Source organism: Nocardia sp. CA-145437, from assembly GCF_050956485.1.
Lineage (GTDB): Bacteria > Actinomycetota > Actinomycetes > Mycobacteriales > Mycobacteriaceae > Nocardia.
On the sequence record NZ_CP191204.1, the window covers coordinates 1,424,363 to 1,437,292 of the forward strand.

The window sequence follows — 12,930 nt, forward strand, 5'->3', positions numbered from 1 at the left end:
GCTTCGGCAACCCGCGGCGGGGCTGGAGTATTTCGGGTGATCTGGACGCTTGTCTCGTATGCGCCGTCCCACCGACTGGGAGTTGTTGTGACAAGAGGTGTCGCCATCTCCCATAGTGGGTATGGTTTCGATCAGCCGGACTGTCCGGGACAGCTGATGCCCCTCGGATCCGGTTGCGCGACAACTGCATAACGCGAGTTAGTGCAAGAAGGGCAGGCAACGATGACTGCGAACACCAACCGCCTCGATGAGGCGGCGGTCGGTGCGTTCGGACCCGGCAGACTGCTGGCCGCCGAACCGATGACGGCGAGAATGCTGCCCGGACTGAAACTGCCTGCGCGCGCCTGGCGCATCAGCTACACCTCGACCACCGCCACCGGAGCTCCGACGCAGGTCAGCGGCACCGTCCTGGTTCCGAACACGCCGTGGCGCGGGCCCGGCCCCCGCCCGCTCGTCGGCTACGCGGTCGGCACCCAGGGGCTGGCGAGCACGGTCGCCGCCGCCTCCTGGCAGTTGCGCTTCGGCGTCGAATACGAGTCGGTCTTCCTGCGTGTCGCCCTGAATCGCGGCTGGGCGCTGGCCGTCACCGACTATCCCGGGCTCGGCAATCCCGGTCTGCATCCGTATGTCATGGGCCGTGCCCTCGGCCCCGCCGTGCTGGACAGCATTCGCGCCGCGCGGCACGTGACCGGAGCGGACCTGGATCCTGACGGTCCGGTCGGTATCTACGGCTACTCCGAGGGCGGCAACGCCGCGGGCTGGGCCCTGCAGCTGGCGCCCACCTACGCCCCCGAGCTGCGGATCGCGGGCGGGGCGGTCGGCTCGGCCCCCGCCGACATGCTCGACATGGTGAAGTTCCTCGACGGCACGCCCGCCGCGTTCCTCCTCTTCTACGGCGTCCTCGGCATCGAGGCCGCCTACCCGGAACTGAACGTCCTGCGGCACCTCAACACCCAGGGCCGCGCCCTGGCCGCGCTGTTCCGCCGCACCCACATCGCCGCCGCCGGCTTGCTCGGCGTCGGCGCGGGCCTGCTGGTCCCGACCCGCGTCTCGACCTACTGCCACCGCCTGCCCTTCGAGGTGCCCGAGGTGAAGGCCCGGCTGCTGGAGAACCGGCTCGGCGGGATCGCGCCCACCGCACCGGTTCTGGTCGCGGGCGGCACCGCCGAGCAGGTCATCCCGTATCCGCAGGCCGTGCGACTGGCGGAGGACTGGACGGCGCTCGGCGCGGACGTCACCATGCGAACCCTGAAGGGCCGTGAGCACATCGGCGGCGCGATGGCCTTCGCCGGACCGGCCATGCGCTTCCTGTCCGAGCGGCTCGCCGAAGACGCCGCCGCCCCCGCTCTGCAACGCGGCGCGTAATCCACGACAGACGAAGGGCCGGGATCCGAATCGGATCCCGGCCCTTCGTCATCTCCGGTCTCAGCCGGCGACACCCCAGTGCAGGACGCGCGAGGTGAACAGCACCAGCCCCAGCGACACCACCGCGACCGTCACCAGCCCGACCACCGCGACCACGAGCGGCCGCCAGCCGGTCCGGGCCAGTTCACGAATATTGGTGTTCAACCCGACGCCCGCGAAGGTCAGCAGGAACGCCCACCGAGACACATTGGCCAGGTTGGTCGTCTGCTGCTTGGACAGCCAGTGGAAGGTGGCCACCGCCGACACCGCCAGGAAGCCCAGTACGAACTTCGGGAACTTGGACCACACGAACGCCGCCTTGGCCCGCAGTCCCGGCGCGATCGCGTCGGCCTCACCCCGCGCGGCCCAGTACGCCGCGAACCCCAGCACCACGAACCCGATCAGCGCGTTCCGTGTCGACTTCACCAGCACCGCGACCTTGCCCGCCTCATCGGAGAACAGGTACCCGGTGGCCGTGGTCTCGGCCGTATTGTCCACCGCCAGACCGGCCCACAACCCGAACTCGTGATCGCTGAGCCCGATCGCGTGCCCGAGCGGCGGCAGCGAGAACAGCGCCACCGCGCCGAGCGCCAGAATCGCCGCAATGGCATAACCGACCTCGGAGTTCCGCGCCCGAATGGCGCCCTTCCCCGCGATGATCGCCGACACCCCGCAAATCGAGGTGCCGATGGCCAACAGCGACCCGAGCTTCCCGGACAGCCCCAGCCACCGCGCCACCGCGAGAATGATCGCCCCCGACACCGTCATATCGATCAGGATCTGCAGAAAACTGGTCCCACCCAGCTTCGCCACATCCCCGAGCACGAACCGCGACCCCAACGCCACGATCCCGATCTCGAGCCAGAACTCGTACGTCCCCACCCCGGGCCGGAAGATCGGATGCAGCCCAACGGTATTGGTGATGACCAGCCCGATCAGAATGGCCCACAGCACGTACTCGATATCGGGAACAGTCCAATGCTGGTGCTTGGCGGCGCTGTTCCACCAGATCTGCGCATACTTCCCGAGCACGCCGACCGCGACGAGCAGCAGCACGCCCGGGACGTAACCGAGCAGCCGCGCGAGCGTGAGCGGCCCCGAAGGCTGATCGAATTCGTCCGCGACGGAACCGGATCGGACCTTCTCGCCGGTGTCGACAGTGGTGTCACGCATCCCGTCACCACGGAATCTTCGGCAGCACGCCGAGTACGGCGAGCGCGACCACCACGCCCGACACGATCACGGACCACCAGTCGGCCCCGAGCCGCCCGAGGGCATCGAGCCTCGACGGCGGGGGAGTGGGACTGTTCACCAGGAACCTCCAGGTCATAACGCGGTACAGCGTCGTGAACTATGAGCCCACCGGAGGTTTTCGGACACCATTGCACTCGCCCTGATTCCAGCCCCCTGGATATGCCCGGCATCTGACATATTGTTGTCCGGGTGGCTGAGACCCGGGGAATCCTTCGGTTTCCCTAGGTTCCCCGGGTCTCAGCAGCTACTGCCCTCTTTCACGTGGCCGCAGCTGATCCCATGCGCCTATCGAGACGAGGACTCCAGTGGTCTGCCCAGATCGATCTGACGGGCAGCGTTGGAGACAGCGGTGACCACGCACATACCAACGGGTCCATCCTGGTCGTACAACACCGCAGATCCTGTCGCCACGCCATCGGCGCTCAGGTGGTTGTCGGTTTCGATTCCCAAGTCCGTTCCACGCGGCATCCGGGCCAAGGTCAGCGTGAGGTCGGCATTGATGAAGCCGACGCCCGCGCTACCCCAGTTGGTCACCAGGCTCGCGGCTTCGCCGACGATCGCGGCGTGTACGAACGGTGACGGCTCCTCGTCGGTTACGAGGGAAATCACTCGCGACCACATGCGTTTCTTGCTCACGCCCTGGTGCTGTGCCATATCCATGGACCAGCCATCGGGGTGGATGTCACTTCCGAACAGGGGGACGCCGTGCTGCTCGAGCTGGGCGACAAGGATTTCGGGTGGCGTCGGGGGTATCGTCGCACGTTGCCAAATCTCACCCTGAGGTTGCTGCGACCGCTTCAGGAATACCGCACTCGCACGTGCGAACTCGATTCCTCCGCTGGTCAGTAGCGCATCGGCGACAATAATGCGGTTTCCGGCACGCACTTCGGTGGTCGAGACCCGCAGTGGTTCCGCCGGTGCGGGTTTGAACATATCGATCGTCAATCGGGCGGGTTGAAATCCTTCCGCGCTGTGGTTGACCTCCAGTTCGCGGGCGAGGAGGCCACAGAGGGCAGGCCCGCTGACCGTACGCGGGTTCCAAGGGCTGGCAGCGAGGGGCGTCGGTGTGAAGTTCCCTTCGCCCGTGTGGTCGAAAAAGGCGGGTCTGTTGATCATGGCTTTCTGCTCTCCTGTGAGCCTGCGGATCAGAAGGTGAGACCGTCGTCGACACCGAGGCGTCGGCGTCCCCATGCGGATACGCTGCGTTCGTACTCGAACATCGCGTGCTGGGCGATGGCATGCACGTCACGCCAATGTCGCTGGATGACATTGGATTCCGATAGCGAGGACGCACCTGACGTCAGGAATACGGACTCCACCGCGTTGACGCACAACCGAACCGCGAACGCGAAGTCGCGGCGATTTCGCGAGCGAATCTCGGGAACGTCGACTTGCGTCTTGGTCGCTTCGACCACGGCAGCCGTTGCGCGGTGCAGAATCTCGTCGGCCGCGTCGATCTGCGCTTCTGCTTCGCCCAGCTTGAACTGCCGCTGGAACTCGGCGGAAGCGGGCATACCGGTATAGGCGTGGTTGCGGCTTCCTGTGCGCTCTATCCACGCGTCAACGGCGCCTCGCGCGATCCCGATGGCAGGGGCCGCCAGGTAAGCAGGCCATGTGGCGTCCAGAGGTGCGCTGTAAATGGGGTCCAAGCGGTGACTTCCGCCAGGAGTCGTGCCGTTCTGTTGCGCTGCGAAGCTGAGGATCCGATGCTCTGGAACGAATACGTCCTCGAGTTCCACACTGCAGGTACCGGTTCCGGCCAATCCGATGGTCTTCCAGTCGTCGACGATGCGGAACTGGCCCTTGGGTACCAGGAGGGAGAACAGCTCGCGAGTTCCGTCCGGAGCGCCCTCCCGTTCGAGTGTCGAGTTCACGATGATCCAGTCGGCGTGATGGACACCCGAGAGGAAGGTCCATCGGCCGGCGCGTATGAATGCACCGCCCGGAACACGTTGTGCCGGTGGACCTCCGACCGCGGAGGTGCATGCGACAGCCTCCGGGTTGGGTCCCCAGACGTCGTCTTGCGCGAGTGGATCGAACAGCGTGAGGTTCCAGTTATGGCTGAGGAAGACACCCATCGTCCAGGCGGAAGAGCCGCAAGCCCTGGCGATTTCGCCGATCACCTCGATGTGAGTAGTGAGTGGCAACTGCGCGCCGCCCCAGCTGCGCGGCTGCGATATTCGAATCAGTCCGGTTTCGAGAAACATGGCAAACACGTCATCGGGAAGCCGTCGCTGATCGGCGATATCGAATGCTCGACTCGACAGCTTCTCGCGCAGCAGACGTGCACGGTACAGAGCTTCCTCATGGGTGATGTCCAATGTGGTGAAAGTCTTCATGGAAGGCCCCTTCTGGTCGATCACGCGACGAGTTGACTGTGGCGGGCGGTGACTCGCTGGATGTAACGGTGGGCTCCTATCGGATCCAGGATCCAGTCGAGAGCGTCGGTCGGATCATCCATGCAGTGTGCGAACCGGGCAGCGATCTCGCCGTACTTCGCTGCAGCCAGGTGCAGCTATGAGGTATGCGGCTGTGCCGGGCCGAGTAGCTGGTTGGTGAAATCGGTTGCAGGGCCGCCGATCTTCCAGAATTCTTCGAATGCTCTGGTCATGAAAAGTCGATCGAAGGGGCCGTCGTGCCTGACGATGGCTTGTAGGTACACGTCGGCACATTTGTTCGCATTGTTGGCTCCCTGTGCGGAGAGCGGATCGTTGACCACGATCGCGTCTGCCATGCCCAGCACCTCGGCACCGGATGGCAAGGTCGCAATCGGGTTTCGTACGCGAGGAGTCACGGCGCCCGCCAGTACCGCCTTGTCGTCCACAAGACTGATGCCCGCCGCCCGCCGTGCTTCATGTGGAAGGTGGTCCGCCAGGAAAGAAGCGGCATCGGAGAGCATATCCTTCGGTGCCTTCCGCTGTGACCAACGATCCATTGGTCCGCCCGGAACAGCCTCGAACAGCATGATGTCGCATTCGCCGTCGATGGTCAGGGCGGGATAGGTGAGGTACTCACCGAATCCGGGGATCAGACTGAATTCGATATGAGAGTCTCCGGATGGGCGTCGAAGTCCGTGCACATAGAACATTGCGAGCGAGCGTTGCGGCGTCTGGAAAGGCGACCGATCGACATTTGTCTCGAAAAGTTGTGTGATTGCGCCCTTCCCAGCGGCCACGATCACCAGGTCGCTGGAACGCGCATAGCGTTCCAGCGACTCGACGGTGGCCGTCTCGATCGACAGCTCACCTCCCAGCCGCTCGAACTCCTCCATCCATCGGGGCATCTTCAGCCGCTGGTCCACCGAGCGAGCGGGCCGTTCGAAGGAGGCAGACCAAGCGTTGACAGGTGAATCGGAGAATCCTTCGAGGAAAACTGAGAAACGCATGCCCTCGATCAGGGGGCATTCCCGATCCCAGAAATTGATTCCCAGCGCTCGCTCGAAACCTTGTGCGGTATCGAACATGCACTGGCTCGACATCACGTGCCCGGTACCGATCTCGTCCGGAGTTCGGTCGGAGACGATAGTCACGTCGAATCCGAATCTCCGCAGGCCGATACCCAGTGATAGTCCCGCTTGACCTGCGCCAACAATTGTAATTTTTCCGCGCATACCGCGTGCCTTGGTCATCCATTTCCCCAATCTGGATTCAGAAATCGTCGCGTTGAACAAGCGACGATCGAGCTGCGGCGAGGTCCCCCAACCAGGCCCCCCATCCGCCCCCATTGATTCCGTGTCGCTCGAGCACGGAAGTCTTGTAATGCGGAGGGCCGGATTCTTCGACCCTCCTGACCGCCTACAGCGGTCGTGTTCTGGCGACAGCGTCCTACGGCAGTTGGTCGATCGGCCGGATGATTCCGGGCGCCGATTCCATTGCGGTGCGGGTGTAGCGGTGTCCCCAGTAGCTCGGCTTGTTGTAGGTGCGTGCGACCCAGCTCAGGTCGTCGACGACGAGGCCGCCGTAGCCGAGTTCGATCTGCAGGCTCGAAGGAGTGCCGATGTATACGGAGGTCATCAGGTCGTTGGTGTGGCGGCCCAGGGTCTGCATGATCTCGGTGTTGTTGCGTCGCAACAGGTCGATAGCTCTGCCGAGGTCGTCCATGCTGCTGTATTCGAGCATCAGGTGGTTGAACCCGACGTGACCTGGCAGCTCGGCCAGCGCGAGAGAGTGATGGCGGCCGTTGATGTGGTAGAAGCGGACGTTGAAGTGGTCGTTGATGATTCGATCGGAGAGGCGGAAGCCGAGGACGTCGGCGTAGAAGGCATTCGCCTCGACCAGGCTGGGCACCTGGAATACCACGTGACCCAGACCCTGATCCCCGGTGACGAATCCACCCCGCATCACACGGCCGGGCTGAAACGAGTTGGGGGTGGCGGTTTTTCCCCAGCTGAGCTCGTGACGCAAACCCCACGGATCGTAGAACCAAGCCAGCTCGGCGACCTCGCGTTCCTTGCAGAGGGACTCGTCGCCCCAGTGCACCACGACCCCACGTTCGCCGATCCGGTCCGCGTAGGCGCGCAGATCGGTCTCGTTGGCCATGCCCCACCCCGCGTACAGGAATTCGTCTGCCTCGCCCGGGTGCAGTGCGATCCGATAGTTGACATCGTCGACCGCCAGTCGCACGGCACCGTCCGGCCCCTCGTCGGCGAGCTTGGCGCCCAACAGATTCGGGCCATATTCACGCCACTCGTCGAAGCGTGGCGACCCGAAGCCGACATACGAAAGTTCTTGAATCACTGACGATTCCCCCTAGGTCAGATGTTCACCGCTGCGCTGCGGCACCGATGTCCTCACATTAGGCATGGGTGCCAATAACTGGCAACCCCAACTATTGGCGGGTGCGTGCAAGATAAGATGTCGCGCATGACTGAGAGGCTTGCCGACACCACCCGGACGCTCGCGAACAGACCCGGATATCTGCTGGTCAGAACGGCTATGCGGGTGCGTCAGCGCTATGTCCATGCGCTGGCGGCGATCGGCCTGTCGCCCAATCAGCATGTGATACTCAGCACGCTGAACGAGCATGGTTCGGGCCCGCAGAAGGAAGTCGCCAAGCAGACTCGTCTCGATCCCGGCGACATCGTCGCCTACCTGGATGCGCTCGAAACCGGCGGGTACATCGAACGGAATCGTGACCCCGCGGATCGGCGGCGGCAGATCGTGTCGTTGACGGCGACCGGTGTACAGGTACTCGAGACTGCCGACAATGCCCTCGATGCCGTGGAGGCCGAGACATTCAGCAGCCTCGGCCTGGCCGAGCGGGAAGCCTTGAACGTCAGCCTCGAAGCGTTGTATCGAAGTCTCGAATGAGGGGCGAAGTCGCCTTGATTCCAGCCCTTGTGGCCGAAAGTGTTGATTTTGTGGCCGTCGGTCTGTCATGTCGTCATATCCGCTGGTCGTAGCGTCGGGGTATGCGATTCGACTACGACGTCATCGTGATCGGCTCCGGATTCGGGGGCAGCGTGAGTGCGCTGCGGCTGACCGAGAAGGGCTACCGCGTCGGCGTGATGGAGGCGGGGCGGCGGTTCGCCGACGACGAGTTCGCGCGGACCTCGTGGCGGGTGCGGCGCTATCTGTGGGCTCCGGCTCTGGGCTGCTTCGGCATTCAACGGCTGACGCTGTTGAAGGACACCTTCATCATGGCGGGCGCGGGTGTCGGCGGCGGCTCGCTGGTCTACGCCAACACCCTCTACGAGCCGCCGGACAAGTTCTACGCCGACCGCCAGTGGGGCCACATCACCGATTGGAAGGCCGAGCTGGCCCCGCACTACGACCAGGCCAAACGGATGCTGGGCGTCACCGAGAACCCCGCGACCACCCCGGCCGATCGCGTACTGCGCGACGTGGCCGAGGAGATGGGTATCGAGGACACCTATCAGCGGACGCCGGTCGGCGTCTTCTTCGGTGGTCCGGGCCGCCGTCCCGGCGAGGATGTGCCCGACCCGTTCTTCGGCGGCGCGGGACCCGATCGCCGCACCTGCACCCATTGCGGCGAGTGCATGACCGGCTGCCGCCACAACGCCAAGAACACCCTGGTCAAGAACTACCTGTACCTGGCCGAAAAGGCCGGCGCCACGGTGCATCCGCTGACCACGGTCACCGACGTGCGGCCGCTGTCCGGCGGGGGTTACGCCGTGACGACCACCCGGACCGGCCGCTGGGTGCGCACGCGGCGGCACGAGTTCACCGCCGAGCAGGTCGTTTTCGCGGCCGCGTCGCTCGGCACCCAGAAGCTGCTGCACCGCCTGCGTGACCGCGGTTCGCTGCCGCGCGTCTCGGACCGGCTGGGCGAGCTGTCGCGCACGAATTCCGAAGAGCTGCTGGCGGTTCGCAGTCGCGACCGCGCCAGTGACTTCACCAAGGGGGTGGCCATCACGTCATCCATCCACCCCGACCCCGACACCCACGTCGAGCCGGTCCGCTACGGCAAGGGCAGCAATGCCATGTCGCCGATGACCACCGCCATGGTCAGCGGCGACGGCCCCCGCTGGCGTGGCTGGCTGCGCGCCCTCGCCCGCAACCGGCGCGATCTGATCCGCATCCACAACCCCCGCCACTGGTCCGAACAGACCCTGGGCCTGCTGGTCATGCAGTCGGTGGACAACTCCATCACCACCTACACCAAGCGCGGCGTGTTCGGTCGCACCATGACCACCAGACAGGGTGCGGGCCAACCCAATCCGGACTGGATTCCCTCCGGCCACGAGGTGGCCCGCCGCATCGCGGACAAGATCGACGGCGTTCCCACGGCGGCCACCAGCAGCAGCATCTTCAACATCCCCATGACGGGCCACTTCATCGGCGGTTGCGTCATCGGCGACTCCCCGTCCACCGGTGTCGTGGACGCCTACCACCGCCTCTACGGCCACCCGGGCCTGCACGTGGTCGACGGCTCCACCATCTCGGCGAACCTCGGCGTCAACCCGTCGCTCACCATCACCGCCCAGGCCGAGCGCGCGATCTCCTTGTGGCCCAACAAGGGTGAGCCCGATCCCCGCCCGGAGCCGGGTGCGGCCTATCGGCGGATCGCCCCGACCGCGCCCCGTAGTCCCGTGGTTCCGCCCACGGCCCCCGCCGCGCTGCGCCTGCCGATCGTGGAGATCAAGATTCCCCGGGTCGACGTGCCGGGGGTGTAGCTTCCGGGAAGCGAGAGTTCCGGAAAACACGAAGGGCGGGCGCGAAACATGCGCCCGCCCTTCGTATTCGATCAGAGCGCCAGCAGACGCGCCTTGGCTTCGTCGTACTCCCGGATCAGCCGCTCGACCAGGTCGGCGGCCGGGAGGACCGCGCCGACCGCGCCGATACCCTGGCCCGAGCCCCAGATGTCCCTCCACGGCTTGGCGCCGGGCGCGGTCGAATCCGATTCGCCGGTGCCGAAATCCATGGCAGACGGGTCGGACTGGCCCAGGTTGTCGGGGTCCATGCCCGCCGCGGTGATGCTGCCGCGCAGGTAGTTGCCGTGGACGCCGGTGAACAGGTTGGAGTAGACGATGTCGCTCGCGGCGGAGTCGACGATCATCTGCTTGTAGCCGGGGACCGCGTTGGCCTCGTCGGTGGCGATGAAGGCCGACCCGATGTAGGCCAGGTCCGCGCCCGCGGCCTGCGCGGCCAGGATGGACCGGCCGTGCGCGATGGAACCCGACAGCAGCAGCGGCCCGTCGAACCAGTCCCGGATCTCCTGGACCAGCGCGAACGGCGACTGCGGCCCGGCGTGCCCGCCCGCGCCCGCCGCCACCGCGATCAGGCCGTCCGCGCCGCGCTCGACGGCCTTGTGCGCGAACACATTGTTGATGATGTCGTGCAGCACGATGCCGCCGTAGGAGTGCACGGCCTCGTTCACGTCGGGCCGCGCGCCCAGCGAGGTGATGACGATCGGCACCCGGTGCTCGACCACCGTGGCCAGGTCCTCTTCCAGCCGGTCATTGCTCTTGTGCACGATCAGGTTCACCGCGTAGGGCGCGGACGGCCGGTCCGGATTGTCGGCGTCGTGCTTGGCGAGTTCCTCGTTGATCCGCACCAGCCACTCCTTGAAGAGCGACTGCGGGCGCGCGTTCAGCGACGGGAACGAACCCACGATGCCGGCCTTGGACTGGGCGATCACCAGTTCGGGCCCGGACACGATGAACATGGGGGAGGCGACCGCGGGCAGGCGCAGGCGCTCGGACAGGATGGGCGGCAGACTCATGGATGAACAACTCTCGTAGCTCTCAGGGGCTTCCCCTGAAACCCCTTGTCGACCCCGCGTATGTTACTAGTCGGTAAGAAGGATCAGGCGGCGCGGGTTTCGGCCAGGCGGTCGTGGCGGGCGTAGCTGTGGTCGGGACGGTTCGCCCGCACGATCCGGGCATGCATGCGCTCGGTGATCCGGCGGCCCGCGGTCTCGCTGAGCCGGGTCGCGCCCGGGATGATCCGGCGCGAAACCTCCAGCGCCCCATTGATCCCCGCGGTGGCGAAGACGGCCGCCATGAAGAACCGGCTGCGTGGCATCTCCAGGAAGTCGGCATTGGTGCGGCCCACCATGATCCGGCCGTAGGACGCGGCGTAGAGGGTGTAGGCCCGGCTGAACAGCCGCGAGCGCAGGTCATGGCCGTCGAACCCGTAGATGCTGCCGAGCGCCGAGATGAGCGCCTTGGACAGTGCGCGCGAATCCTGGTCGGGCAGGAATTCGTAGTCGGCCTGCAGCCACAGCAGCCGCCAGGTGTCGGTCTCGTCGGCGGGCACGACCTCCGGGTCGAGTCCGATGAGATGGCCGACGTAGCGCCACAGGTGGTAGACGGCCGCTTTCTCCTTGCGGGAGAACGTGAGTCCGACGGTATTGCAGCCCGCGATGGTGGCCAGCGAGAACAGCATGAGGGTGCCCGCGGTCAGCGACTGGTTCACCGGCTCGTCCCACTGTTCGTAGTCCCAGTCGGGTCGCTGCTTCATTCCGGCGCGGACCTGCGCGTGCATGATGCGCACCCGCACCGTGCTCTTGAACCCGGGCGCGAACCGCTCGAGCCCGCCGCGCGCGGTGGCGTCCATCCACCAGCCCACGGTCTCGGCCACCCGGCGCGGGGCCATGTTCCGCGCGGACAGGCCGCCGGTGCCGATCAGCACCTTGCCGGCCCGTGAGGCCAGGTAGCCGCCATTGAGCGCGAACATGGACAGGGCCAGATTGGTCGCCCACGGCCCGACCCGGCCGCTGACCCGGGCGGCACGGTCGAGCTTGTCCTGGTCGAGCCAGAACGGCAGCGAATCGAGTTGCGCGAAAAGGGCTTTCAGTTCGGTGGGCGCCTCGGGCACCTGGTCGATACCGCGTTCCAGGGCCGTCTCGAACATGGCCCGGCCCTGTCCGGTGGGCAGTCGTTTGAACATGGCGACCACGTCGTCGGCCAGCGGATCGCCCATGGCGGTGAATTTCCGGTACGCCGCCTGCTGTTCGGGGGTGGGCCGGATATCGCCGGGGCCGAGAACCTTGACCCCGAAGTTGAAGGGGAACTCCCGGAAGATCACCGGATCGGGCAACTCGGAACGCGTCATTGCGTGCCTCCTGAGGGCGCTCAGTTTCTGGTGAAGGATGTCACCAGAACTTTGGTGATAGTCTTCACCAAACCGTGGGGGCATGGCAAGAGACAGGGCGAAACCGTGGAAACACCTCGTGGGCGCTACGCCGGGCTCAGCGCGGACGAACGCCGGAACCAGCGCCGCGAACGCCTGCGCGAGGCCGCCCTCGACGCCATCGCCGCGGAGGGCATCGCCGGTCTGAAAGTGCGCGCCCTGTGCGCCCGCGCCGGTCTCAACGACCGCTACTTCTACGAGACCTACAGCCACATCGACCGGTTGCTGTACGAACTGGCCGACGAGCAATTGGCCGAGGTCGTCGGCGCGGTCATGACCGCCATCACCACCGCGCCGGCCGACACCCGCATCCGCCTGCGCGCGGTCGTCGAGGCCGGGATCACCGCCATCGCCGACCATCCGGCCCGCCGACGGCTCACCATCGACATGCAGCTCACCGACGAATTGCGGCATCGCAGAACCGAACTCGTGGGCGTCGTCGCGAACGTCATGCTCGACCAGGGGCGGGAACTGCTCGGCGAGGAGGCCGTCACGGGCCTGCACGCCGAGCTCTCCGCCCGCACGGTCGCCCACGGCGGCCTGGAGATCCTCACCGAATGGCTGCGCGGCGAACTGGATATCGACCGCGCTCAGCTCGTCGACTTCCTGGTGGCCATGATCCTCACCGCCGCCCAGATCACCACCACCGTGCAACGCGAAATGGCCGCCGGTTGAA

Annotated in this window: 11 protein-coding genes and 1 pseudogene; 4 read left to right on the forward strand and 8 right to left on the reverse strand. The window is 65.8% G+C overall.

Translation table 11 applies throughout. The annotated features are described in order from the left end of the window. The first annotated feature begins 222 nt into the window (after positions 1-222). Complete coding sequence (locus ACQPYY_RS06325; RefSeq protein WP_433593045.1) at positions 223-1,365, forward strand: lipase family protein; 1,143 nt, start codon at positions 223-225, stop codon at positions 1,363-1,365. 60 nt (positions 1,366-1,425) lie between these two features. On the opposite strand, the pseudogene ACQPYY_RS06330 reads toward ACQPYY_RS06325, so the two are convergent. The 6 genes and pseudogenes from ACQPYY_RS06330 to ACQPYY_RS06355 all read right to left on the reverse strand — a co-directional run. Beyond that, a pseudogene (locus ACQPYY_RS06330) lies at positions 1,426-2,487 on the reverse strand (YeiH family protein); the annotation flags it as partial. Between the two features lie 94 nt (positions 2,488-2,581). Further along, on the reverse strand, positions 2,582-2,734 hold the full coding sequence (locus ACQPYY_RS06335; protein WP_379100458.1) for a hypothetical protein: 153 nt from the start codon (positions 2,732-2,734) through the stop codon (positions 2,582-2,584). A gap of 209 nt (positions 2,735-2,943) precedes the next feature. Beyond that, positions 2,944-3,774 carry an acyl-CoA thioesterase domain-containing protein gene (locus tag ACQPYY_RS06340; RefSeq protein WP_433593046.1) on the reverse strand — a complete coding sequence of 277 codons (831 nt, stop codon included), beginning with the start codon at positions 3,772-3,774 and terminating at the stop codon, positions 2,944-2,946. Between the two features lie 29 nt (positions 3,775-3,803). Then, the gene (locus ACQPYY_RS06345; RefSeq protein WP_433593047.1) at positions 3,804-5,021 is read right to left on the reverse strand and encodes an acyl-CoA dehydrogenase family protein; all 1,218 of its coding nucleotides are present in this window, start codon (positions 5,019-5,021) and stop codon (positions 3,804-3,806) included. Between the two features lie 152 nt (positions 5,022-5,173). Beyond that, a complete protein-coding gene (locus ACQPYY_RS06350; protein WP_433593048.1) occupies positions 5,174-6,286 on the reverse strand; it encodes a styrene monooxygenase/indole monooxygenase family protein in 1,113 nt (370 codons plus the stop codon). A 196-nt stretch (positions 6,287-6,482) separates the two neighbouring features. Continuing rightward, positions 6,483-7,394, reverse strand: a complete 912-nt coding sequence (locus tag ACQPYY_RS06355) for a VOC family protein (RefSeq protein WP_433593049.1) — start codon at positions 7,392-7,394, stop codon at positions 6,483-6,485. Between the two features lie 126 nt (positions 7,395-7,520). Between ACQPYY_RS06355 and ACQPYY_RS06360 the strand changes: the two genes are divergently transcribed. Together ACQPYY_RS06360 and ACQPYY_RS06365 are read left to right on the forward strand one after the other, a co-directional pair. After that, positions 7,521-7,967, forward strand: a complete 447-nt coding sequence (locus ACQPYY_RS06360; RefSeq protein WP_433593050.1) for a MarR family winged helix-turn-helix transcriptional regulator — start codon at positions 7,521-7,523, stop codon at positions 7,965-7,967. A 101-nt stretch (positions 7,968-8,068) separates the two neighbouring features. After that, positions 8,069-9,793, forward strand: a complete 1,725-nt coding sequence (locus ACQPYY_RS06365; RefSeq protein WP_433593051.1) for a GMC family oxidoreductase N-terminal domain-containing protein — start codon at positions 8,069-8,071, stop codon at positions 9,791-9,793. Between the two features lie 71 nt (positions 9,794-9,864). On the opposite strand, the gene ACQPYY_RS06370 is transcribed toward ACQPYY_RS06365, so the two are convergent. Both ACQPYY_RS06370 and ACQPYY_RS06375 read right to left on the reverse strand, forming a co-directional pair. Continuing rightward, positions 9,865-10,842, reverse strand: a complete 978-nt coding sequence (locus ACQPYY_RS06370; protein WP_433593052.1) for an NAD(P)H-dependent flavin oxidoreductase — start codon at positions 10,840-10,842, stop codon at positions 9,865-9,867. A gap of 83 nt (positions 10,843-10,925) precedes the next feature. Further along, positions 10,926-12,176, reverse strand: a complete 1,251-nt coding sequence (locus tag ACQPYY_RS06375; RefSeq protein ID WP_433593053.1) for an oxygenase MpaB family protein — start codon at positions 12,174-12,176, stop codon at positions 10,926-10,928. A gap of 105 nt (positions 12,177-12,281) precedes the next feature. On the opposite strand from ACQPYY_RS06375, the gene ACQPYY_RS06380 reads away from it, so the two are divergent. Further along, complete coding sequence (locus ACQPYY_RS06380) at positions 12,282-12,929, forward strand: TetR/AcrR family transcriptional regulator (RefSeq protein ID WP_379100466.1); 648 nt, start codon at positions 12,282-12,284, stop codon at positions 12,927-12,929. Position 12,930 lies beyond the last annotated feature (1 nt).